Below are 23,304 nucleotides of genomic sequence, written 5' to 3'. Positions count from 1 at the left end.
ATGTCCGGCGTGTATTTTGCCGGCTTTTTCTATACAATGGCCGTCTGAAAGACGGTTTTCCACTATCTGCCACTTCAACGCCATCGACAAGGAACACAAACATGAGGATTCTGATTACCGGTGCCAAAGGCCAACTCGGCCGTTCGATTAAAGCCCGCCTGCCCGAACACTGGGAACTGATTGCCACCGACTCCAAAACGCTCGACATTACCAATCAGGAAGTGGCCGCCAGCATGGTGAAAAACTTCCACCCCGACGTGGTGGTCAATGCCGCCGCCTATACTTCATTCAGCGGCTCGCAGATCGACATCGACAGAACCTTCGCCATCAATGCCTACGGCGCACGCAATCTGGCTCAGGCCGCACGCGGCGTGGGGGCGAAATTTATCCATCTGTCCAGCGATTACGTATTCAGCGGCCACAGCCGCATCCCCTATCTGGAAACCGACGCACCCGCCCCGCTGAGCAGCTACGGCCAATCCAAACTCTCGGGCGAACTGCTGGCACTGGCCGCCCACCCCGACACCCTGCTGATCCGCACCTCGTGGATGTTCAGCGAATACGGCAACAACTCGGTGGCCGTCCTGCTCAAACAGGCAGCCGCACAGCAGGAATTGAGTCTGGTGGACAATCAGGCCGCCTGCCCGACCTACGCGGGCGACGTGGCCGACCTGATTATCGGCCTGCTCGGCCGCACCGAACTGCCCGGCGGCATTCTGCACTACTGCGGCGACAAAGCATTAAGCGCGTACAAATTCGCCCAAACCGTATTCCACCACGAAGCCGAGCGCAACCCCGACTTTACCGCCCCCGCCCTGCGTGCCATCACGCTGGACGAAACCGACCCCTCGGCCAAACGCCCGCAATACTCCGCCCTCAACTGCGACCGCGCGCGCGAACTGGGTTTTGCACCGTCCGACTGGCAGGCCTCCCTGCCGGCCGTTTTGGCCGCACTGGCGGAACAAACGCCCGACTAATCCGGTTCGACACCGGCAGAAAGGCCGTCTGAAAACCATGGTCAGCAAACGGTTTTCAGACGGCCTTTTGTTCATGCGGCAGACTCAGCCGGCCTTGCGTTTATCCCACAGGGCAAACAGATTGCCCAACACCGTTCCCGATACCGAATGCCACACACAGGCCACCGCCGTGGCAATCGCCGATTCCGCATTGGCCGGAAAAAATTTCGCGCTCAAACCCGTTGCCAAACCGGCATTCTGCACACCGACCTCAATCGCCAGCGTACGCTTTTTCGCCACACCCATACCGAACAGCGCGCCCGAATAATAGCCCAGCACATAACCCGCAATATTATGAACGGCAATCGCCGCCAGCATCACCAGAGCCGACTCCATAAAACGGCCGCCGTGCACCGCCGCCACTCCGCCGACAATACAGGCAAACGCCAGCACCGCCACTGCAGGCATCACCGCGCGCACACCGGCAAACCACGCTTTCTTGTGCAGCAGCATATTGCACGCCGAGCCGGCCACCACCGGCAGCAGGGTAACCAGCAGCATAAACTTAAACATCGCCCAGCCGTCCATCGCCACCGTTTCGCCCACCAGATACATCATCCACAGCGGTGTCGCCACCGGAGCCAGCAGCGTGGAAACCGTCGTCATGCCGACGGAAAACGCCACATCACCCTTGGCCAGAAACGCCATAATGTTCGACGACACCCCGCCCGGGCAGGTGCCGACCAGCACCAGCCCCAGCGTCAGCCCTGCCGACAGGCCGAGTACCTTGGCCACGGCAATGGCCAAAAGCGGCATGATGGTGTACTGCGCCAGCGCGCCGATCAGAATATCCAGCGGCCGCTGCGCCAGAATGCGGTAATCCTCCTTACCCAACGTCATGCCCATACCCAGCATAATCACGCCCAGCACCGCAATCTGTGTATCCCCTTTTACCCACGAAAATGTGGCAGGCTCGATCAGCGCGGCAACCGCCGCCAAAATAATCACCACAGCCGTAAAGCGCGTCAGCTGCCGGGCGAGTGCAGCAAGCCAATCCATCCGTCCTCCTTGGCGGTTTCCGAACCGCCCTACCAGTTAAAAATAAACAAATATTAACAAAGATGACATCTTTTAACAATACGGCGGACAGAAAGGCCGTCTGAAAGCGCTGCGGCGGCCGCCCCCGACAGACACATTTGTTTTCCCAACATACGGGAACACACCTTGCCGCCCGCAAAACAGTATTGCTATGGTTTGATTCAGAGGAGAAAAACATGAACAGCCTGCACCGGGCCTTGGCCATTCTGAATTTTATCGGCAGCAGGGAAATGCCTGTTTCGCCCAGACAGATCGCTGCCGCCCTCCATATCCCTTTATCCACCGTTTACCGCCTGCTGAATATTCTCAAACTGTGGGAACTGGTAAGCCATGCCAAAACCTACGGCACCTACACCGTCGGCGCGCAAAGTCTGAAAACGGCCAACCCATACCGCCGCCACAGCCTGCCCGCCGCCCGCCTCCGCCCCTTGACCGAAGCCTTGGCCAAAGAATGCGGGGAAACCGTGGCCGTGGTGGTATGCAATCTGTACGAAACGATTTGCGTGGACATTATCGAAGCGGAACGCACCCTGCGCTGTTCGTTTGAAGCCGGTAAAAGCAACACGCTGCTGCGCGGTGCCAGCGGCAAAACCTTTCTGGCTTTTTGCAGTCCGCAGCACCGCAATCTGGCCTTGCAGATGCCCGCCCACCGTCTCGACGATACCGGCCGCGAACGCCTGCTGCGCGAATTGGCGCATATCCGCCGACAGGGCTTCGGCACGTCCACAGGCGAAATCGATGAAGGGGTGTTCGGCGTGTCCGCACCCGTTTTTTACCGGTAGGAACTGCTGGCCGTACTGACCGTGATGGCACCGGCCTTCCGCGCACTGCCGCAACAGGCCGTCTTAACGGCACAAGTCTGCGCCGCCGCACAAAAAATGAGTGCGTGGCTCAATGACGAATAGGCAACAGGAGCAATGATGGAAACGGAAAACTTCATCTGGCAGGGGCGGTTTGACGGATCAGACCCCGCACACCGGCGGTTTTATCAGGCCGTATCCCGACAGGAACGGGCAGACTTTACCTTGTTCGGCTTTGCCTGCGACGAAGGGGTGCGCCGCAACGGAGGGCGCACGGGGGCGGCAGATGCGCCCGACGCCATACGCCGCCAACTGGCCAATTTCGCCCTGCATCAGGATTGGCGCATCAACGATTGGGGCAATGTGGGCTGTACCGACGGCGATCTGGCCGCCGCGCAGCAGAAACTCGCGGCACAAATCGGAACGGCACTGGCACGGAAGTCGGTGCCCGTTATTTTCGGCGGCGGACACGAAGTGGCTTATGCCAGCTTCCACGCCCTGTTTGCCCATGTTCAGAACGAACCCGCACCGGGACGCATCGGCATCATCAATATCGATGCCCATTTCGACCTGCGCCGGACAGACATGCCGTCTTCCGGCACACCGTTTTTCCAAGCCGCCCGCACCTTGCACCGGGCAGGACGTGAATTTCATTATCTGTGTCTGGGCATTGCCCGCCACAGCAATACCGCCGCTTTATTTGAAACAGCCGACGCACTCGGCTGCCGCTATTTTTTCGACACCGACATTCATCGCGCTGCCGCCGCGCAGCTGTCGGCCGAAATCGAACGGTTTGCGGCATCTGTGGAGCATCTTTACCTCAGCATCGACCTGGATGCCTTCCCCGCCGCTCTGGCACCGGGCGTGAGCGCACCGGCCGCACGCGGCATCGATTTGGCAACCACGGAAATACTGCTGGAACAGATTGGCCGCAGCGGCAAAGTACGCCTGTTCGACATTGCCGAATGCAATCCGCACTTTGACACCGACAACCGCACGGCCAGACTGGCCGCCTATCTGACGTATCAATTAATCGGCCATATCCACCAAACCAAGGAGCCATCATGACGACGTTTTCTTTTGACAGTCTGACCACGCTGCTGATCACTGTTTTGTGCCTGCTCGCGGGCATTTATCTGAAAAACCGCAGCCGCCTGTTGCAGAAATTCTGCATTCCCTCGCCCGTTATCGGCGGCTTTCTCGTCAGCCTGTCGGTTTGGCTGCTCTTGTCGTTCAATCTGGCGGAAATCCGTTTCGATACCTCGCTGCAAAACCCGCTGATGGTGGCCTTCTTTACCACAGTCGGGCTGGAAGGCAGTTTGAAAGTTCTGCGCAGCGGCGACAAAACGCTGCTGATGTATCTGGGCATCTGCTGGGTGCTGGCATTATTTCAAAATACGTTCGGGGCGGCACTGGCCGCCGCTTTGGGCGAACACCCCGTCATCGGCGTGATGGCGGGCGCGGTTTCCCTGACCGGCGGCCACGGCGGCGCGGCCACTTTCGGGGCGATGGCAGAAGCGTTGGGCGTACCTTCGGCAAGCGTCGCCGCCGTCAGCTCGGCCACTTTCGGCCTGATTGCCGGCAGTCTGCTCGGCGGTCCGGTCGCACACTACCTGATCCGCAGACACCGCATCGCACCGCCGTCCCGCACGGACACCGGCATACAGGACACGCTGCAAAGGCCGTCTGAAAACGCGGCACACTGCACGCCGCAGCACTTTCTGTCCATGCTGGCACTGATTTTGGGCATCATGACGGCAGGGCGCTTTCTGTCCGACTGGTTTACCGGCCTGACCGGCTTTGTTCTGCCCGCTTATGTGGGCGCGATGCTGGTGGCCGTATTGGTCAGAAACCTGCATGACTGCACCGGCCTGCTCCCGCTCCACCCGCCCGCCGTCCATCTGATTTCGGAAACGTCGCTGGGGCTGTTCTTGGGCATGGCGATGATTTCGCTCAAAATCTGGCAGCTGCAAAGCATCGCCGCACCGCTGCTGCTGATACTCTTCCTGCAAACCGCCGTTTTGAGCGCGATGGTTATTGCCATCGTCTTCCGCCTGCTGGGCAGGGACTATGATGCGGCGGTGATGTGTGCCGGTCTGATGGGGCACGGTTTGGGTGCCACGCCCAACGGCATGGCCAATATGTCGGCCGTATGCGAACGCTACCGCGCCCATTCGGCCAAAGCGTTTATGATTGTGCCTTTGAGCGGTGCCGTACTCATCGATATTGTCGCCATTCCCTACCACACCTACTTAATCAATCTCTTTACTTGACCGGCAGCAAAAGCGCACACGCCCGTTGAAAGCGTGTGCGCCAAACCGTTGCGGTTCAGACGGCCTATAAACGCACGGCGGCCGCCAGCGCCACCCGGATCATCTCGTCAAACGTCATCTGGCGTTCCTCTGCGCTGGTGCATTCCCCGCGCACGATGTGGTCGGACACGGTACAGATGGCGGCCGCCCGTGCGCCGAACTCGGCCGCGACACCGTACAGCCCCGCAGCCTCCATTTCCACACCCAAAATTCCGTATCGGCGTTCCAGATCAATCAGGCGGCTGTCGGGGTGGTAAAACAGGTCGGACGAAAACAGGTTGCCCACTTTGACCGGCACACCCAAATCCTGCGCCGCCTGCCACAATGCCTGCACCAGATGGAAATCGGCAATCGCGGCAAAATCGTAACCGCCGAAGCGGATGCGGTTTACCCCGCTGTCGGTACACGCACCGCTGCCGATAATCACATCGCGGATGCGCACATCGTCCAGCACCGCGCCGCAGGAACCGACCCGGATCAGATTTTTCACACCGTATTCGGTAATCAGTTCTTTGGCATAAATGGAAACCGAAGGAATGCCCATGCCGTGCCCCATCACCGAAATTCTCCGTCCTTGATAGAAACCGGTAAAACCGTACATATTGCGCACGGCCGTTACCTGTTCGGCATTGTCCAGAAAAGTTTCGGCAATATATCGGGCGCGTAAAGGATCGCCCGGCATCAGCACGGTTTCGGCAAATGCGCCCTGCGGCGCGCTGTTGTGGGGTGTCGGCATGAGTATCTCCCGTTGGTCAGACAATCAAAACAGCCGCAAAACAGACGGCTGCGGTAAAATCCGCAGCCATTCACCTGTACGTCCGGGTTCGGTAGAATAAGCGGCTGCGTCGGCTGCAATATACTGATTTCATCCGGCCAAATCCAGTTTTGCCGCCCCGAAAACTACGGGGCCGTCTGAAACTGCCGTTTATGATGACCCGTCCGTACAGGCTGTAAGGAATACAGATGCCGAAAACATTCTACTCTGCCGCAGAAGCTGCATCGGCTGCCCGTGCATTCGGCGGCGACATGATTCAGTTTGCCTTATCCCTACTGCACGATGCCGCGCAGTCGGCCGTCGTCCCCGTCTCGGATTTTCAGGTAGGCGCAGTCGCCGTCGATGATAAGGGCAACCTCTATCTGGGTGCCAATCAGGAAACCGCCGGCGTGGTGCTGGCACAAACCGTACACGCCGAACAAAGTGCCGTTGCCCACGCATTTTCGCGCGGTGCCGAGCGGTTGGAACATATCGTGGTCAATTGCACTCCGTGCGGACACTGCCGCCAGTTTTTAAACGAAACGCGCGGCAGTGAAAACCTGCAAATCCATCTGCCGCACAGCCGCAACAACCCGCTGCACCACTATCTGCCCGACAGTTTCGGCCCCGCCGACTTGGGCATGACAGGCCGTCTGCTGGATAAGCAGAACCACCATCTGACTTTGCAGAACCCGACCCGGGACGCTTTGGCCATGCAGGCACTCGATGCCGCCCGCCAAAGCTACGCGCCTTACAGCCGCCAATACGCCGGTGTGGCACTGGAAACCCGCAGCGGCATCTTTGTCGGACGTTACGCGGAAAATGCCGCCTACAACCCCAGCCTGCCGCCGCTGCAAAGTGCTTTGAATTTTTTACGCTTATCGGGTCGGCACGAACGGGAAATCGTGCGCGGCGCGCTGGTATGCTTCGAGCGCAGCGGACACGAAATCCATACCCAAACACTTTGGAACGCCTGTGTGACCGCACCGCTGGACATTCATTTTTTAGAGGAAAATCATGGATAAAGCCAAATTGTTTTCACTCATCGATCTGACTTCCTTAAACGATGACGATACCGCCGACCGGATTGCCGCACTGTGCGCCAAAGCCGTATCCCCCGCTTTCGGAAACGTGGCGGCCGTATGCGTTTATCCGCCATTTGTCGCCCAGGCCAGAAAGCTCTGCCCGCCCGATGTCGCCGTTGCCACCGTCGTCAATTTCCCGTCCGGAAACGAACCGAAAGAAACCGTTCTGCACCAGACACAAACCGCCTTAAATGACGGTGCGGCAGAAATCGATGTGGTTTTCCCCTACCGGCAGGACAGCGGATACGCGCAAACCCTGTTCGCCGCCGTCGCCGAACTCAGCCATGCGCACGGTGCCAAAGTCAAAGTCATTCTGGAAACCGGCGAATCGGATGCGGAACAAATCCGCCGCAATGCCTTAACCGCCATCGCCGCCGGTGCGGACTTTCTGAAAACCTCGACCGGAAAAACCGCAAACGGTGCCAGCCCGGAAGCGGTCGCCGTATTGTGCGGCGTGATTGCCGAACAGGCTGCACCGGCCGGTTTGAAGATTTCAGGCGGCATCCGCACCGCAGAACAGGCAGACGCTTATCTGCAACAGGTGAAAGACATACTGGGCGGGGATTTTATCCGCCCGCAAACCTTCCGCTTCGGCGCATCGGCCCTGCTGGACGAATTATTGAAATAAGGAGGCATCATGGCTTTTTTAATGCAGGAAATCATCCGCAAAAAACGCGACAACCAAACCTTGTCGGCCGAGGAAATCCGCTTTTACATTCAGGGCGTAACCGATGGAAGCATCAGCGAAGGGCAGATTGCCGCGCTGTGTATGGCGGTTTTCTTCAATGATTTGGATTGGGACGAGCGCACCGCCCTGACACTGGCCATGCGCGACAGCGGCGAAACCCTAAATTGGCAGCATGCCGCCTTAAACGGCCCGGTGCTGGACAAACATTCCACCGGCGGCGTGGGCGATGTGGTCTCACTGATGCTGGCACCCATGCTGGCCGCCTGCGGGGCTTATGTCCCCATGATTGCGGGGCGCGGTCTGGGCCATACCGGCGGCACCTTGGACAAGCTGGAAAGTATCCGGGGCTTCGATATTTTCCCCAGCCCCGAAAAAATGCAGGATTTAGTCAGAAAAACCGGCTGCGTGATTGTCGGCCAAACCGGCAACCTCGCCCCTGCCGACCGCAAAATCTACGCCACCCGCGACGTAACGGCAACCGTCGAAAGCCTGTCGCTGATTACGGCTTCCATCTTATCGAAAAAGCTGGCCGAAGGTCTGGACAGTCTGGTGATGGATGTCAAAGTCGGCAACGGCGCATTTATGCCCACTTACGAGCTTTCCCGCGCCCTGGCCGAATCGATTGCCAAGGTGGCAACCCAGGCCGGCTGCCGGACCACGGCCCTGCTGACCGATATGAACGAAGTTTTGGCGTCTTCCGCCGGCAATGCGGTGGAGGTGCGCGAAGCGGTGCGCTATCTGAACGGCACATACCGTAACCCGCGCCTGCATGAAATCACGCTGGCACTGGGCGCGGAACTGCTGGTAAACGGAAAACTGGCCGCCGGCCGCGACGAAGCCCGCGCCCTGCTGCAAAATACATTGGACAGCGGCAAAGCGGCGGAATATTTCGCCCGCATGGTACATGCCCAAGGCGGCCCGGCCGATTTTATCGAAACCTTTGCAGACACGCTGCCCAAAGCTGCCGTTGTGAAACCCGTAACCGCAGGCCGAGGCGGCTATATCTGCGCCATGGATACCCGCGCCGTCGGCGTGGCGGTCATCAATCTGAGCGGCGGACGGCGCGTCGCATCGGACAAAATCGACCACACCGTCGGTTTTGACGAAATCTTGCCGATCGGCACCCAAGTGGCGGCCGACACCCCGCTGGCGGTGGTTCACGCCCGAAGCGAAGCCGACTGGCAGGCGGCGGCCACGGCCTACCGGAATGCTTTGACCGTCGGCGAAACCGCACCGCCCGAACGCCCGATCATCTATGAAACCCTTACCGCATAAACCCCGCCGCAAACGCACGGCGGCAACCGTCCGCATCACGCCGGACCACAGGAGCAAAAAATGATTTTGGAACAAGCCAAACAGTGGGTGGCCCAAGACCCCGACCCGGAAACACAATCCGAACTTTCCGCCTTAATCCGGTCTGCCGAACAGGGCAATGAAGCCGCGCAACACGCTTTGGCAAAAGCCTTCGACGGCCGTCTGAAATTCGGCACGGCCGGTTTGCGCGGCCCCTTGCAGGCCGGCCCGATGGGCATGAACCGGGTATTGGTCATTCAGACGGCCTCCGGTCTGGCAGAGTTCTTGAAACAGCATGACTCTTCCCCGTCCATCGTCATCGGCTACGACGGACGGAAAAATTCCGATATTTTCGCCCGCGATACGGCCGAAATCATGGCCGCAGCAGGTATCGAAACTTTTCTGCTGCCGCACCAAACGCCCACACCCGTACTGGCCTATGCCGTCAAGCATCTCGACACCGCCGCCGGCGTGATGGTAACCGCCAGCCATAATCCGCCGCAGGACAACGGCTACAAGGTCTATCTGGGCAAAGCCGAGGGCGGCGGGCAGATTGTGTCTCCGGCAGACAGGCAGATTGCTGCCGCCATCGATCGCGCCGCGCAAGGCGACATCCGCCGGCTGCCGCGCAGCCCGCACTATCAGACCGTCAGCCCCGACGTCATTGATACCTATATCCGCAAAACCGCCGCCGTCCGCACCTCCCCGCCCCGGCCGGTCAATTACGTCTATACCGCCATGCACGGCGTGGGAAAAGATATTCTGCTGCACACCCTGTCTGCTGCCGGTCTGCCGCTGCCCCATCTGGTCGAAGCACAGGCCGAACCCGATGCCGCATTCCCGACCGTTGCCTTCCCCAACCCCGAAGAACCGGGCGCACTGGATTTGGCCGTTGCCTTGGCCAAAGAAAAAAACGCGGAACTGATTATTGCCAACGACCCCGATGCCGACCGTCTGGCCGTGGCTGTGCCCGATACACAGGGCAATTGGCAGACCCTGCACGGCAATGTCATCGGCTGTTATCTGGCATGGCATATGGCCGGACGGGCACAGGCCGAAGGCCGCCGGGGCACGCTGGCCTGTTCGCTGGTTTCATCGCCCGCACTGGGCAAAATCGCCGAGCATTTCCGGTTCGGCCATCAGGAAACCCTGACCGGATTCAAATACATCGGCAAAGTCGACAACCTGATCTACGGTTTTGAAGAAGCCCTCGGTTATCTGGTTGACCCGGAAAAAGTGCGCGACAAAGACGGCATTTCCGCCGCCGTGGCATTTTTGGACTTAGTCTGCGCCCTCAAAGCAGAAGGCAGAACGCTGGCAGATTATGCCGCCGATTTCGAACGGACGTTCGGTGCTTATGCCAGCGGGCAGATTTCGATCCGGGTAGATGACCCGCAAGATATTCCCAAACTGATGGCCGCCCTGCGCAGCCATATGCCGCAGCGCATCGGCAGCCAAAGCATTACCGCCGCCACCGACTATATGGACCATGACGAACCGAACGATATTCTGGTTTTCCGGCTGGAAGACGGCAGCCGTCTGATTGTCCGCCCCTCCGGAACGGAGCCGAAAGTGAAGTTCTATTTGGACGTTCGCGGCGACAACGCCGCCCATGCCACCCAAACGCTGGCAGAATTCGATGCCGCCGTACGCGGCCTGCTGCGCAGCGGCGTTTACGGCAAACTGAACTGCTGAGCCGCCCGAGGCCGTCTGAAAAGCCCGTGCGGCAAAGCAAACGGCAGCTGCTGAAAACAAACGCATCTTGAAACCGGAAAATGTTTCAAGATGCGTTCCGTTTTGCGGCACAGCCGTTCTCTAAATCAAGGCCGCCCCGCTCAAACCGATAAACAGGCCGGCAATGGTCGCACTCATCAGGTTGGCCAACGTCCCCGCGATGACGGCCTTCACGCCCAAGCGCGCAATATCCGAACGCCGGTTGGGCGCGATCCCGCCGATACCGCCGATCAGAATGGCGATGGTGCCGAAATTGGCAAAACCGCATAAGGCAAAAGTAATGACGGCCTTGGTTTTATCGCTCAGCAGCACGGGCGCGTCCGGCTGCAGATATTTGGCAAACTCCAAATAGCCGACAAACTCGTTCACCGCCAGTTTCATACCGATCATCTGCCCCGCAATCCCCGCTTCGTCCCACGGCACGCCGACCAGATACGCAACCGGTTTGAAAATATAGCCGAACAGCATCTGCAAGGTCAGCCCCTCGATGCCGAATACACTGCCGACGATGCCGACAATGCCGTTGAGCAGGGCAATCACCGCCACAAAGGCAATCAGCATGGCACCGATATTCAAAGCCAGCTGCATACCCGCACCGGCACCGTTTGCCAACGCTTCCAACGCATTATGCGGCTTGTCTTCCTCCTGCACCGCTTCCAATACATCATTGAACGGTTCCGTCTGCGGATACATCAGCTTGGCAAACAGCAGCCCTGCCGGTGCCGCCATAAAGGAAGCGGCAATCAGATAAGTCAGCGGCACGCCCATGCCCGCATAGCCCGCCATCACCGATCCGGCAATCGAGGCAGTGCCGCCGACCATCACGGCAAACAGCTCGGATTCGGTCATGCGGCCGACAAACGGTTTGACCACCAGAGGTGCTTCCACCTGCCCGACAAAAATATTCGCCGCTGCCGACATGGATTCTGCTTTGGAAGTCCCCAATGCTTTTTGCAGGCCGCCGCCCAACACCCTGATCATCCACTGCATCACACCGGTGTAGTAAAACAGCGAAATCAATGCGGAGAAAAAGACAATAATCGGCAGCACTTTCACGCCGAAAATGAAACCGACATTACCGGTATCGGCCAAACTGCCGAACACAAAGGCAATACCCTGATTACCGTACGCAATCACGGCACTCACGCCCTTGGCCGCCTCCAAGAGTGCGTCCCGCCCTGCCGGCACATAAAGAATCAGCGCGGCCAGCGCAACCTGAATGGCCAGCGCGACGAATACCGTTCGGAAATTCACCGCACGTTTATTGTTGGACAATAAAAATCCGACAGCCAGCAATACGCACATTCCGATGATGCTCATCAAAATATCCATTATTTTCTCCCAGTTTTGCCGGCACCCTGCCGGATGCCGCAGACACTACACCACAATATTCACCAGACGGCCGGGAACGACAATCACTTTCTTCGGCGGTTTGCCTTCCGTAAATTTCTGCGCGCCCGCAGTGGCCAAAGCGGCGGCCTGAACCGCGTCTTGCGCGGCATCGGCGGCCACTACGATTTTATCGCGCAGCTTGCCGTTCACCTGCACCATCATTTCGATTTCGGCTTTGACCAGCGCGGTTTCGTCCACCGCAGGCCAACCTGCCGCCCACAAGGTTTCAGACGGCCTCAGTCCGCGCCACAAGGCTTCGCAGATGTGCGGCACAATCGGCCACAGCAGTCGGGTAACGGCTTCCAGCACTTCCTGCGCCACCGCGCGGCCTTGTCCGCCCGAACAGTCGGTTTTGTCGTACTGGTTGAGCAGCTCCATCACGGCGGCAATGGCGGTGTTGAACTGCTGGCGGCGGCCGTAATCGTCGCCCACTTTGGCGATGGTGGCGTGCAGCTTGTGGCGCAGATCTTTCAGTGCTTTGGGCAGGCTGTCGTGGCCGTCTGAAAATGCCTCTGCCGCCGCACCGCTGTTTTTAAACTCATACACCGTGCGCCACAGGCGGCGCAGGAAGCGGTGCGCACCTTCCACACCGGCATCGCTCCATTCGAGCGATTGTTCGGGCGGGCTGGCGAACATCATAAACAGCCGCGCGGTATCCGCGCCGTAGGCATCGATAATCTGCTGCGGATCGACACCGTTGTTTTTCGATTTCGACATTTTTTCCACACCGCCGATCACGACGGGCAGGCCGTCCGAACGCAATACGGCAGATACGGGGCGGCCTTTGTCGTCGGTCTGTACATCGACTTCGGCGGGGTTGATCCACTGCTTTTTGCCGTTTTCCGTTTCGCGGTAATAAGTCGCCTGCAACACCATGCCTTGCGTGAGCAGGCTTTGGAACGGCTCGTTCACGGCCACGATGCCCTCTTCGTGCATCAGCTTGGTGAAAAAGCGGGCATAAAGCAGATGCAGAATGGCGTGTTCGATGCCGCCGATGTATTGGTCGGCCGCCCGCCAGTATTGCGCGGCTTCGGGCGCGACCATGCCGTCTGAAAACTTGGGCGACAGATAGCGGAACTGATACCAGCTCGATTCCATAAAGGTATCCATGGTATCGGTTTCGCGTTTGGCCGGTTGGCCGCAGCGCGGGCATTCGGTTTCGTAAAATTCGGGCATTTTCGCCAGCGGCGAGCCTGAACCGTCCGGTACTACGTCTTCCGGCAGCACCACAGGCAAATCCTGTTCGGGCACGGGCACGTCGCCGCAGCTTTCGCAATGGACAATCGGAATCGGGCAGCCCCAGTAGCGTTGGCGGGAAATGCCCCAGTCGCGCAGGCGGTACTGGGTTTTCGGTTCGCCCGCATTCAGGCTTTGCAGCTTGGCGGCAACCGCATCAAAGGCCGTCTGAAAATCCATGCCGTCGAATTCGCCGCTGTTTTTCAGACGGCCTGTTTCTTTGTCGGCATACCAGTCCTGCCACTGCGTTTCGTCAAACTCATGACTGCCCACCGCAATCACCTGCTTCACCGGCAGGCCGTATTTACCGGCAAACTCGAAATCGCGTTCGTCGTGCGCGGGCACGGCCATCACCGCGCCGTCGCCGTAGCCCCACAGCACATAGTTGGCAATCCATACTTCCAGCCGCTCGCCGTTGAGCGGGTTCACCACATAACGGCCGGTCGGCACGCCTTTTTTCTCCATTGTCGCCATATCGGCTTCGGCCACGCTGCCCGCTTTGCACTCGGCGATAAACGCCTGCAATTCGGGTTTGCCTTGGGCGGCGGCGGTTGCCAGCGGATGCTCGGCAGCCACGGCCACATAAGTCGCACCCATCAGCGTGTCGGGGCGGGTGGTGTACACCTGCAAAAACTGCGCATAGTCGCCACTCAAACCGGCTTTGCTGTCGTCGGCCACGGCAAAGCGCACGGTCATGCCGCGCGATTTGCCGATCCAGTTGCGCTGCATGGTTTTCACCTGCTCCGGCCAGTCCAAGCCGTCCAAATCGGCGAGCAGCTGTTCGGCGTAATCGGTGATTTTGAAGTAATACATCGGGATTTCGCGCTTTTCCACCGGCGCACCCGAACGCCAGCCGCGCCCGTCGATCACCTGTTCGTTGGCCAGAACGGTTTGATCGACGGGATCCCAGTTCACCGTGCCGTTTTTACGGTAAATCACGCCTTTTTCAAACAGTTTGGTGAAAAACAGCTGTTCCCAGCGGTAGTATTCGGGCGAACAGGTGGCAAATTCGCGTTCCCAGTCGATGGCGAAACCGAGGCTTTTGAGCTGGCCGCGCATATAGGCGATGTTTTCATACGTCCATTTCGCGGGCGCGACTTTGCGCTCGATGGCGGCGTTTTCGGCGGGCATACCGAAAGCGTCCCACCCCATAGGCTGCAAGACATTGAAACCGTTGAGCAGTTTGAAACGGCTGCGTACGTCGCCGATGGTGTAGTTGCGCACATGCCCCATATGCAGCTTGCCGCTGGGATAAGGGAACATCGACAGGCAATAATATTTCGGCTTGGCCGTATCTTCGGAAACGTTAAACAGGCGGGCCTGCTGCCACGCCTGTTGTGCCGCCGGCTCGACGGCGGAAGGCTGATAGTGTTCTTGCATCATGATGGCGGTTTGAGAAATCGTTTAAGCGTGCGATTATAGCAGTTTGCGCGCGCGCTTTGCGCAAAATCGGCAATCAGGACAGAAAGAGTTCCGGCCGCTGCACGGCTTCGGCCAGCGCGGCAGTCAGGCGGGTCAGTTCGGCAGGCCGGACAATAAACGGCGGCATGATGTAGACCAGCCGCCCGAACGGCCGTATCCACACCCCCGCTTCGACAAAAAACGCCTGCATGGCCGCCATGTCCACCGGCCGCACGGTTTCCACCACGCCGACGGCACCCAACACACGCACATCGCGGATATTGCCGCCGATAAAGCCTCCGTCCGTTTTCAGACGGCCCAATTCCCGTTTCAGCTGCGCTTCGACGGCCGCCACCTGCGCCCGCCATTCGCCGCGCTGCAAAATCGCCAGATTGGCCGCCGCCACCGCGCAGGCCAGCGGGTTGCCCATAAATGTCGGCCCGTGCATCAGCACGCCGGGGCGGCCGCTGCCGATCTGTTCTGCCACCCGCCGCGTACACAGCATGGCCGAAAGCGTCATCATGCCGCCGGTCAGTGCTTTGCCGACACACATGATGTCGGGCTGCACGGCGGCGTGCTCGCAGGCGAACATTTTGCCGGTACGGCCGAAACCGGTGGCGATTTCGTCCAAAATCAGCAGCACGCCGTATTCGTCGCACAGGCGGCGCACGCCGCGCAGATATTCGGGGTGGTATATCCGCATACCGCCCGCCCCCTGTATCACCGGTTCCAGAATCACCGCCGCAATTTCCTCATGCCGCCCCGCCAAAGCCGTCTGAAAAGCGGCCAAATCACTGCTTTGCCACTCACCGTCGAAACGGGTCTGCGGCGCAGGCACAAAAATCTGTTCCGGCAGAAAGCGCGCATACAGGCTGTGCATGGAATTGACCGGATCGCACACGCTCATCGCGGCAAACGTATCGCCGTGATAGCCGCCGCCCACCGTCAGAAAACGGCTGCGCGGCCGCCCCCGCGCCGCCCAATACTGCACCGCCGTTTTCACCGCCACTTCCACCGCCACCGACCCCGAGTCGGCCAGAAACACGCATTCCAGATTGTCCGGCACCAAATCCAGCAAGCGGCGGCACACATCGACGGCAGGCGCGTGCGTCAGGCCGCCGAACATCACATGCGCCATTTTGTCCAACTGCGCCGCAGCGGCGGCCGTCAGTTCGGGGTGGCGGTAGCCGTGCTGCGCCGCCCACCACGACGACATGCCGTCCACCAGCCGCCGCCCGTCGGCCAGTTCGATATACACTCCGTCGGCTCCCGATACCGGATACACCGGCAGCGGGTCGGTCATCGACGTATAAGGGTGCCAGATATGGGCGCGGTCAAACGCCAAATCGATGCCGTTTTCAGACGGCCTGCCTGTTGTACTGTTCATATCTATCCCGGTTATGCCGCGAAAAACCATCAAGCCGCCGATTATACGCATACCTTGCCCGAAAAAAAGCGGCCGCCGGAACCAAACCCCGGCGGCCGCACGGCATCACATACTCAGGCAGACCACAATTGCAGATAGCCCACAGGCGAAGCCATATAGGCCAGATGCTCCATCGCCCAGATGAAGCCCGCGATACCGGCCGTGTAGACCACGGCTTTCACCGGCTTCATGCGGGCAACCGCCAACAGGAAAGTCAGGGCGAATACCACGGTCCCCGCCAGCATACCGGCCGCAAACACCAGCCAGATGAAGAACAAGACCCATGCGCTCGACATGCCCACCGTCAGCAGCGTGTACCGCCAACGTGCCTGCCGCTCCGCACCGTCCGGCGCGGTTTTCAGACGGCCGAAGTCCAGCACGGCGGCCAGCAGCGCCAGTCCGATACCGACCAGACCGACGGTTTTCGGAAACAGCGAACCGTTGCCCGAATATTGGTTGGCCAGCACAAACTGAACCGCAAAAAACACCAAAAACGCCGCCGACACCAGCAGGCGGGCCCTGCCCGTGGCCTCGCCGCCTTCGGCTTCGGCAATCAGCGCTTCGGCACGTCCGGCGTCCTGTGCGTTTTTCGCCGCCAAACGCCTGCGCAGCCAAGGCAGCACAACCGCAGCGGCCAAAACGGCCATCACGACCACCACGACCGGGCGCGTCAGCCATTCGGCCGGCTCGTAAACCTTGACGGTCAAAAAGAAATAACGCTCCAAAGGTTCGGCCAGCACAAACGCAATCAGAAACGGGGCGCGGGGAATATTGCAGGCTTTGCACAGCCAGCCGAGCAGCCCCAGCACCAGCATCATGTAAAAAGTGTTCAGATCAATCGGCCCCTGAAAACCGCTCATAAACAAAACGGGAACCAATGCGGCCGCCAAAATCGGAAACGGTACAAACGACAGCCGTGCCAGCGGGCGCGCCAGCGCAAACGACAGTACCGCACCCGCAATACTGGCCAGCGCGAACGTCCATACAATGAAATAAACCAAATCCAGATGCTTGGTCATCATAGCAGGGCCGGGCTGGATACCGAACACCAGCAGCACGCCCAGCAGCAGGGCAAACGGCGCGGCACCCGGCACACCGAAAATCAGAGTGGGAATCAGCGCGCCCGACTCGATACCGTTGCTGGCGGCAGAAGGGGCAATCACGCCGCGCGGGTCGCCGTCGCCGAAGCGGGAATCGCCCTTGCGGGCGGCAAACGCCTGCGCCTGCCCGTAAGCCAGCCACGAACCGGCCGTCGAACCGACACCGGGCAGAAAACCGACCGCCGTTCCCACGGCCGACCCGCGCAGGACATCGAACGGATAGCGCAGAATATCCTGAAAACCTTTGCGCCAGCCCGAACCCAAATCCACTTTCTGATCGGCAACGGCGGTTTTTTCGGCAATCAGGCCGATCATTTCGGCCAAGCCGAAAATCCCCAAGGCCACTACCACCAGATTGAAACCGTCACTCAAAGATTCGATGCCGAATGTGAAGCGGTATTCGGCACTGATGGGCGACACGCCGACAAAACCCAACGCCAGACCGAATGCGGCAACCAGCAGGCCTTTCACCATATTGCCTTTGGACAGCATGGCCGTCAGAAAAACGCCCGACACAATCAGAGCAAAGATCTCCGGCGAACCGAACGACGTTACAATCGGCTTGGCCACCGGCACAATCAGGGTCAGGACGACAATGCCGAACAGGCCGCCGATGGTGGAGGCGGTAAAACTGGCACTCAATGCCCGCCCGCCTTCGCCGCGCTGCGCCATTTTGTAGCCGTCGAGCAGAAACACCGAGGCCGAAGCCGAGCCGGGAATCCCCAGCACCACCGAAGTGATGACATCGGAGGTATGCACCACCGCCACCGCGCCGATAATCATCGCAATGGCCTGATTCGGTTCCAGCATGAAAATAAACGGCATCAGTACGGCCACCGCACCCGTACCGCCCAAACCGGGAATCACACCGATAATAATGCCGATCACCACACCGGCCATCAGATACATCAATACCGCCGGATCGGCCAGCTGCCCCAAGGCAGAAAAAAGAATGTCCGTCATATTATGCTCCTAATGAATCGCCGTTCCGTATTTGTCCAGCAGCAGCTTGGCAACAAAATCCATCACCTGCGGACTCAGCTGCAAGGCCGTCTGAAAATCCTGCTTGGCGGCTTTGCCGGAAATCAGCTGGTAGCCGCCAAGCGCCGCTTTGGCCTTTTCGGCAAACTGCGGATCGGCATTCAGTGTTTTGACCATCGCATCGTATTGGTCGGCCACCTCGGCACCGGTACCGGCATTCGCCCACAAGCCTTTCTGGTAGTAGAGACCGGTCGCGACGAAAGCCTGAAACGCCTGATACGCCATGCGCTGGTGCTCGGTTTGGCCGCCGATTTGGCGGTACAGCTCGTCAAAAGTCGGAATATCGGGCAGATTGGGATCGCGCTCGATTTTGCCGTCAATCGGGATACCCATGCTGAACAGCGGCACCACTTTACCGGAGGGCACATCGTCGGCCAGCTGCGACAGATAGGCGGCAGTCGTCTGAAAATCCAGATCCGTTTCACCGCGCTGCACCGCCAGACGGCTCGGGCCGCGCCCTTCAAAGCCGAACACACCGCGGTTCGGCACACCGAGTGCCTCCAAAGCCAGCAGTGCAATCAAATCCAGCCCCGACGCACTCATGCCGCCGTACAGCCACGGTTCCCGTGCATTTTTCAGGTCGCCGATATTCTTGATGCCGCTTTTGCCGCTCGTCCACACCACGCCGCCCGTACCGTTGAAAGCCAGCGGCTCCATCTCGGCGAAATCGAACTTGGCGGCTTTGTGGTTCAACATATCCTGAAAATAGGTGGTTGCCGAACCGACCATCACATACTGACCGGTCTTCACCCCGCTTTTCACAAACGCATTGGTGCCGGTAATGGTTTCGCCGCCGGGCACATTGACCACCTGGTAACGCTTCACGTCGGGATTGACATCGGCAAACGCCTGCGTGATAAACCGCGCCCAAGTATCCGTACCGCCGCCCGACGCATACGGCACCATCACATCGACCACGCCGGGCCCCGTCGGTTTATAACCGGCCTGCTGCGGCGCGCAGGCAGACAGCACGGCGGCCGCAGCCGCAACAGAGGCCGTCTGAATCAGGCGGCCGAAGGCCTTTTTCGGAATCAGGGAAAATAACTGTTTCATACCGCCACCTCCTTGGGCAGAGGCGCGAGCGGCACATGAATGCGCGCCTGTGCCATGATGCGGCAGGTACGGGCAACCCCGACCACGGGCAGACCCGAAACGTCTGCGGCAAAGGTTTGCAGATGGCCGGAAGGCGTATCCAGCGTGATGCCCGTCGGGGCGGTTCTGCCCAAAATCCGCGCCGTTACCGTGCCTTCGTAACGCGCAGACAAAGTCAGAGCCACCGATCCCGTTACCGGCATCGCAGGGTGGAGCTGTCCCATCGACAGCATCTGCACCCGCAGATCCGCCCCGTCCCCGCCCGAGCCGATCACACCGAGCTTGGGAACGGCCCGCGCAGCTGCCTCGGGACTGTCCGCCAAACCCATCAGGACGGCAGCCTGCCGTCTGACAGCCTCCAAAGCCGCCAGACTGTCCCCTACCGTTTCCGTCCACTGCCCGCGCGTCTGTCCGGCCAGACCCAGCGAAGCCGCGTCCACATACACACACGGCGCACCGGCATCGACCAGCGTAACGGCATAAGGCCTGCCTTCAACCGTGATGACCGTTTCGGGCTGTCCGGCCGGAAATAATGAGCCTGTCGTTTTGCCCGCAGGGTCTTCAAAACCGACATTCACGGCAATACCGGGATAAACGCAGCCCGCCATCGGACTGTCGGCTGCCGGCAGCCTGCCCCCGGGCGTGGCAATCTGCTGGACAATCGCCTGACCGGTGTTCTCGTTGTACACCCGTACGGTCGTGATGCCGTCCTGCGCGGCCACCCAGCCCTTTTCCAAGGCATACAGCGCGGCAACGGCCGAACAGTTGCCGCAGTTGCTGCCCCAGTCCACCACCGGCTCATCGATGCCCACTTGGGCAAACAGGTAATTGACATCATATTCCCCGCCCTCATCAGGGCTGAGAATGACCGCCTTGCTGGTGGTGGACGTTCCTCCGCCCACACCGTCCAACTGCCGTTTGTCGGGGCTGCCGAACGCACGCAGCAATACATCGTCAATCGGCAGCGGCGCACGCTCCAGCTCGGCACGTTCGAACACCCAGCATTTACTGGTTCCGCCGCGCATCCACACGGCATTGATGGTCAGCTCGTTCATGGCGCCTCCCTCCGTATCACGGACGAAACACGCAACCGTACTGACGGCGCACGCAGGCATGGCACGCCGGTTACAGAGGACGGCACAACAGGGAGAAAAAAGAGAGAAGACGGTAAAAGCCGGTATGTGCCGGAAGAAAAACACGGCAGGCGGTCAGAAAACGCCTGAAAGGCCGTCTGAAACAACCGCAGAAGGAACGGAAATAACGCAGAGACAAAGCCGCCGACACGGCGGCAGAAAACAGACAGAACAGACGGAGAACCGTTAAGGCCTAACGGCGGGCCGTCCCTACGGGGGGGGGTAAGTGTAACATAAAATCCTTTCAAAACAAAGGAATATCAGGCAGAAAACCGGAAAATTTAACCAAATTTCACAGTTGAAAAGCCATCATAACAAAGCTGCACGGCTCATGACAAGCGCGCCAACCGGCCAATCCGTTATTTTTGCATTTCGGGGCACAATCCGGCCGCCGCCTACCACGGCAGATGCCGCCTTCCGCTCACAGCAATCCCCGCTCGACAAACGACACCGCCCGCCCTGCCGTTACAATAAAATGATCGAGCAAACGGATGTCCACCAAATCCAAAGCCTGCTGCAAACGGCGGGTAAACGCCACATCGGCATCGGACGGATCGCACGAACCGCCGGGGTGGTTGTGCGCCAAAATCAGCGCGACAGCGTGTTTGTCCAAAGCCAGCCGCACCACCTCGCGGATATAGACCGTGTTTTCAGACGGCGTACCGCGCGACAGCTCCACCTGCTCGATTAAACCGTTTTGACTGTTCAGCAACAGCAGCAGCGACACTTCCACCCGCTCGTAACCCAACTGCAGACGCAGAAAATCCGATACCGCCTGCGGACTGTCGAACACCGTCTGCGCCGACAACTCTTCCGCCAACACCCGCCGCCCGATTTCGCGCACCACCGCAAACTGCGTATAAGAAGCCTGCCCCATGCCCTTATAGCGGCTCAATTCCCGCTCGCCCGCGCTCATCAGCCGCCCCAGACTGCCCATTTCGCTTAACAGATAACGCGCCAAATCCACCGCACTCATGCCGCGCGTCCCCGTGCGCAGCAGCACCGCCAATAGTTCGGCATCGCTCAACGCCGCCGCCCCGCGCGCCAGCAGTTTCTCGCGCGGCCGCTCCGAAGCCGGCCAGTCTTTAATCCCCATTTGCCACTCCGTTTCCCCAAGCATAAAAAATATGCTTATAGCATATCAGGTAGTCGGCGGGAAAGGTGGCGGCCGTTTTCAGACGGCCTCCGCCATGCCTGGCAGCTGCCTATCCTGCCCGGCTGGCCGCCCATTCCTCCCCGTCACAGCCAATCATACCGAAAAGATTTTTTATACATACCGATTATGTTTTAGACACATCACAGCCTTTTGCTTTATTTTGGTATTCCACAGGGCAGAAACACTGCTTTCGATAAGAGAAATTCAGGGGAAAATGTCTATGAGAAACTTAAATATCCATACTTTAATCGACCATGCAAATTTGACACCACTGCATCGGAGCATACTGTTTTGGTGTACTCTGATTATTATTTTCGACGGTTACGATTTGGTCATTTACGGTGTCGTCCTACCGATTTTAATGAAAACATGGTCACTCGATCCGGTAACGGCCGGTGTTTTGGGCAGTACAGCATTATTCGGCATGATGGCCGGCGCAATGGGGCTGGGGATGCTGTCGGACAAAATCGGCCGCAAGAAGATGATTATTCTCTGCATCGTGTTATTCAGCGGATTTACCGTTCTCAACGGCTTTGCACAAACGCCTTTGCAGTTCGGCATCATGCGCTTTATCGCAGGGCTGGGTATCGGCGGGGTAATGCCGAATGTTGTTGCATTAATGTCTGAATATTCACCCAAACGCATACGGAGCACATTGGTAGCCGTCATGTTCAGCGGCTATGGTGTCGGCGGCATAATGTCTGCAGGTTTGGGAATTTGGATTGTGCCCAACTACGGCTGGCAGGTCATGTTTTATCTGGCTGCCGTCCCGCTGCTACTGCTGCCGGTCATTATCCGGGCCCTGCCCGATTCGGTTGCCTTTCTACTGAAAAACGGCCGGACGGCAGAAGCCCGAAAAGTCATGCAGATGTTGGTGCCGAATGAAAATATCCGCGAAACCGATGTCTTAATCCTGAATGAAGCCGAAAGTTCCCATACCGGCCTTGCCCACCTGGTCACAGAAGGCCGTCTGGGCAGTACACTCGGTTTTTGGTGTGCTTTTTTTATGTGCCTGCTGATGATTTATGCACTCGGCTCATGGCTGCCGAAACTGATGACCATGGCCGGTTACGGCCTCAGTTCCAGCCTGATGTTTCTACTGGCTCTGAACATCGGCGGCATCATCGGAGCCGTTTCGGGCGGATACCTGTCCGACCGCTTCCACCCCAAACCCGTTCTGGTTGCCTTTTTCCTGACCGGGGCAGCCGCCATCGGCCTGCTGGGATTTGAAACGCCGCAAACCGTGCTGTATTTATTGGTCACAGTCGCAGGCTCGGCCACTATCGGTTCGCAGATTTTGCTCTACGCTTATGTTGCCCGATTCTATCCTACCACCATCCGCTCTACCGGACTGGGTTGGGCTTCAGGCATAGGCCGTACCGGTGCGATTATCGGCCCCATGCTCGGAGGCACTTTACTGGCAATGGCCTTACCCCACCACATGAATTTCATCATTTTCGCCATTCCCGGCCTGATTGCTGCATCAGCCATTGCTGTCGTCAGCAAAAAATATGCAGCGGATTAATCCTGCCACCACGCCCTTGTCACATAAAAGGCCGTCTGAAATGTTGCTTCCAACATTCCGGACGGCCTTATCTAGCTTTCAG

18 protein-coding genes are annotated in these 23,304 nt (G+C 59.0%); 9 read left to right on the top strand and 9 right to left on the bottom strand.

Going from position 1 to position 23,304, the window contains the following annotated elements; all coding sequences use genetic code 11:
- Positions 1 to 101: 101 nt before the first annotated feature.
- A complete protein-coding gene (gene rfbD / locus ORY85_RS09605; protein ID WP_274570936.1) occupies positions 102 to 977 on the top strand; it encodes a dTDP-4-dehydrorhamnose reductase in 876 nt (291 codons plus the stop codon).
- 84 nt (positions 978 to 1,061) lie between these two features.
- On the opposite strand, the gene ORY85_RS09600 is transcribed toward rfbD, so the two are convergent.
- On the bottom strand, positions 1,062 to 2,015 hold the full coding sequence (locus ORY85_RS09600) for a bile acid:sodium symporter family protein (protein WP_274570937.1): 954 nt from the start codon (positions 2,013 to 2,015) through the stop codon (positions 1,062 to 1,064).
- A 215-nt stretch (positions 2,016 to 2,230) separates the two neighbouring features.
- On the opposite strand from ORY85_RS09600, the gene ORY85_RS09595 reads away from it, so the two are divergent.
- From ORY85_RS09595 to gltS, 3 genes are all read left to right on the top strand, one after another.
- On the top strand, positions 2,231 to 2,836 hold the full coding sequence (locus ORY85_RS09595; RefSeq protein ID WP_274570938.1) for an IclR family transcriptional regulator: 606 nt from the start codon (positions 2,231 to 2,233) through the stop codon (positions 2,834 to 2,836).
- A 135-nt stretch (positions 2,837 to 2,971) separates the two neighbouring features.
- On the top strand, positions 2,972 to 3,922 hold the full coding sequence (hutG, locus tag ORY85_RS09590) for a formimidoylglutamase (protein WP_274570939.1): 951 nt from the start codon (positions 2,972 to 2,974) through the stop codon (positions 3,920 to 3,922).
- Positions 3,919 to 5,127, top strand: coding sequence for a sodium/glutamate symporter (gltS, locus tag ORY85_RS09585; RefSeq protein WP_274570940.1), 1,209 nt, complete (start codon positions 3,919 to 3,921; stop codon positions 5,125 to 5,127). The genes hutG and gltS overlap by 4 nt, the downstream gene beginning before the upstream one ends.
- A gap of 64 nt (positions 5,128 to 5,191) precedes the next feature.
- On the opposite strand, the gene deoD is transcribed toward gltS, so the two are convergent.
- Positions 5,192 to 5,902: a purine-nucleoside phosphorylase gene (deoD, locus tag ORY85_RS09580; RefSeq protein WP_274570941.1), complete on the bottom strand. Its 711-nt coding sequence runs from the start codon at positions 5,900 to 5,902 to the stop codon at positions 5,192 to 5,194.
- 227 nt (positions 5,903 to 6,129) lie between these two features.
- Here deoD and cdd point away from each other — a divergent pair, with 227 nt between their 5' ends.
- Genes cdd through ORY85_RS09560 form a run of 4 tightly spaced genes read left to right on the top strand, consistent with a single transcriptional unit; the run spans position 6,130 to position 10,681 of the window.
- Positions 6,130 to 6,945 carry a cytidine deaminase gene (gene cdd, locus ORY85_RS09575; RefSeq protein WP_274570942.1) on the top strand — a complete coding sequence of 272 codons (816 nt, stop codon included), beginning with the start codon at positions 6,130 to 6,132 and terminating at the stop codon, positions 6,943 to 6,945.
- Positions 6,938 to 7,633, top strand: coding sequence for a deoxyribose-phosphate aldolase (gene deoC / locus ORY85_RS09570; protein ID WP_274570943.1), 696 nt, complete (start codon positions 6,938 to 6,940; stop codon positions 7,631 to 7,633). The genes cdd and deoC overlap by 8 nt, the downstream gene beginning before the upstream one ends.
- Before the next feature lie 9 nt (positions 7,634 to 7,642).
- Entirely contained in the window at positions 7,643 to 8,968 is a 1,326-nt protein-coding gene (gene deoA, locus ORY85_RS09565) for a thymidine phosphorylase (protein WP_274570944.1), read from the top strand.
- 60 nt (positions 8,969 to 9,028) lie between these two features.
- Positions 9,029 to 10,681 carry a phospho-sugar mutase gene (locus tag ORY85_RS09560; RefSeq protein ID WP_274570945.1) on the top strand — a complete coding sequence of 551 codons (1,653 nt, stop codon included), beginning with the start codon at positions 9,029 to 9,031 and terminating at the stop codon, positions 10,679 to 10,681.
- Positions 10,682 to 10,801: 120 nt separating this feature from the next.
- On the opposite strand, the gene ORY85_RS09555 is transcribed toward ORY85_RS09560, so the two are convergent.
- The 7 genes from ORY85_RS09555 to radC form a co-directional block, all read right to left on the bottom strand.
- Complete coding sequence (locus tag ORY85_RS09555; RefSeq protein WP_338578042.1) at positions 10,802 to 12,040, bottom strand: NupC/NupG family nucleoside CNT transporter; 1,239 nt, start codon at positions 12,038 to 12,040, stop codon at positions 10,802 to 10,804.
- A 57-nt stretch (positions 12,041 to 12,097) separates the two neighbouring features.
- Positions 12,098 to 14,728, bottom strand: a complete 2,631-nt coding sequence (gene leuS, locus ORY85_RS09550; protein ID WP_274571009.1) for a leucine--tRNA ligase — start codon at positions 14,726 to 14,728, stop codon at positions 12,098 to 12,100.
- 76 nt (positions 14,729 to 14,804) lie between these two features.
- Entirely contained in the window at positions 14,805 to 16,136 is a 1,332-nt protein-coding gene (bioA, locus tag ORY85_RS09545) for an adenosylmethionine--8-amino-7-oxononanoate transaminase (protein ID WP_274570947.1), read from the bottom strand.
- A gap of 113 nt (positions 16,137 to 16,249) precedes the next feature.
- Positions 16,250 to 18,238, bottom strand: coding sequence for a tripartite tricarboxylate transporter permease (locus tag ORY85_RS09540; RefSeq protein WP_274570948.1), 1,989 nt, complete (start codon positions 18,236 to 18,238; stop codon positions 16,250 to 16,252).
- A gap of 9 nt (positions 18,239 to 18,247) precedes the next feature.
- Positions 18,248 to 19,369: a hypothetical protein gene (locus ORY85_RS09535; protein ID WP_274570949.1), complete on the bottom strand. Its 1,122-nt coding sequence runs from the start codon at positions 19,367 to 19,369 to the stop codon at positions 18,248 to 18,250.
- On the bottom strand, positions 19,366 to 20,463 hold the full coding sequence (locus tag ORY85_RS09530) for a PrpF domain-containing protein (protein ID WP_274570950.1): 1,098 nt from the start codon (positions 20,461 to 20,463) through the stop codon (positions 19,366 to 19,368). Before ORY85_RS09530 ends, ORY85_RS09535 begins: the two co-directional genes overlap by 4 nt.
- Before the next feature lie 499 nt (positions 20,464 to 20,962).
- On the bottom strand, positions 20,963 to 21,637 hold the full coding sequence (gene radC, locus ORY85_RS09525; protein ID WP_274571010.1) for a DNA repair protein RadC: 675 nt from the start codon (positions 21,635 to 21,637) through the stop codon (positions 20,963 to 20,965).
- A 280-nt stretch (positions 21,638 to 21,917) separates the two neighbouring features.
- On the opposite strand from radC, the gene ORY85_RS09520 reads away from it, so the two are divergent.
- Entirely contained in the window at positions 21,918 to 23,222 is a 1,305-nt protein-coding gene (locus tag ORY85_RS09520; RefSeq protein ID WP_274570951.1) for an aromatic acid/H+ symport family MFS transporter, read from the top strand.
- Positions 23,223 to 23,304 lie beyond the last annotated feature (82 nt).

The organism is Neisseria leonii (assembly GCF_028776105.2).
Taxonomy (GTDB): domain Bacteria; phylum Pseudomonadota; class Gammaproteobacteria; order Burkholderiales; family Neisseriaceae; genus Neisseria; species Neisseria leonii.
The sequence above is the reverse complement of the archived record's forward strand: the minus strand, read 5'-3'. Positions and strand labels throughout refer to the sequence as shown.

Excerpts from the sequence above, each read along its gene's own strand:
- ORY85_RS09555 (WP_338578042.1), bottom strand. The coding sequence starts at position 12,040 with ATGAGCATCATCGGAATGTGCGTATTGCTGGCTGTCGGATTTTTATTG.
- ORY85_RS09520 (WP_274570951.1), top strand. The coding sequence starts at position 21,918 with ATGAGAAACTTAAATATCCATACTTTAATCGACCATGCAAATTTGACA.
- rfbD (WP_274570936.1), top strand. The coding sequence starts at position 102 with ATGAGGATTCTGATTACCGGTGCCAAAGGCCAACTCGGCCGTTCGATT.
- leuS (WP_274571009.1), bottom strand. The coding sequence starts at position 14,728 with ATGCAAGAACACTATCAGCCTTCCGCCGTCGAGCCGGCGGCACAACAG.
- ORY85_RS09535 (WP_274570949.1), bottom strand. The coding sequence starts at position 19,369 with ATGAAACAGTTATTTTCCCTGATTCCGAAAAAGGCCTTCGGCCGCCTG.
- deoD (WP_274570941.1), bottom strand. The coding sequence starts at position 5,902 with ATGCCGACACCCCACAACAGCGCGCCGCAGGGCGCATTTGCCGAAACC.
- radC (WP_274571010.1), bottom strand. The coding sequence starts at position 21,637 with ATGGGGATTAAAGACTGGCCGGCTTCGGAGCGGCCGCGCGAGAAACTG.
- gltS (WP_274570940.1), top strand. The coding sequence starts at position 3,919 with ATGACGACGTTTTCTTTTGACAGTCTGACCACGCTGCTGATCACTGTT.
- cdd (WP_274570942.1), top strand. The coding sequence starts at position 6,130 with ATGCCGAAAACATTCTACTCTGCCGCAGAAGCTGCATCGGCTGCCCGT.
- deoA (WP_274570944.1), top strand. The coding sequence starts at position 7,643 with ATGGCTTTTTTAATGCAGGAAATCATCCGCAAAAAACGCGACAACCAA.
- deoC (WP_274570943.1), top strand. The coding sequence starts at position 6,938 with ATGGATAAAGCCAAATTGTTTTCACTCATCGATCTGACTTCCTTAAAC.
- hutG (WP_274570939.1), top strand. The coding sequence starts at position 2,972 with ATGATGGAAACGGAAAACTTCATCTGGCAGGGGCGGTTTGACGGATCA.
- ORY85_RS09600 (WP_274570937.1), bottom strand. The coding sequence starts at position 2,015 with ATGGATTGGCTTGCTGCACTCGCCCGGCAGCTGACGCGCTTTACGGCT.
- ORY85_RS09530 (WP_274570950.1), bottom strand. The coding sequence starts at position 20,463 with ATGAACGAGCTGACCATCAATGCCGTGTGGATGCGCGGCGGAACCAGT.
- ORY85_RS09560 (WP_274570945.1), top strand. The coding sequence starts at position 9,029 with ATGATTTTGGAACAAGCCAAACAGTGGGTGGCCCAAGACCCCGACCCG.
- ORY85_RS09595 (WP_274570938.1), top strand. The coding sequence starts at position 2,231 with ATGAACAGCCTGCACCGGGCCTTGGCCATTCTGAATTTTATCGGCAGC.
- bioA (WP_274570947.1), bottom strand. The coding sequence starts at position 16,136 with ATGAACAGTACAACAGGCAGGCCGTCTGAAAACGGCATCGATTTGGCG.
- ORY85_RS09540 (WP_274570948.1), bottom strand. The coding sequence starts at position 18,238 with ATGACGGACATTCTTTTTTCTGCCTTGGGGCAGCTGGCCGATCCGGCG.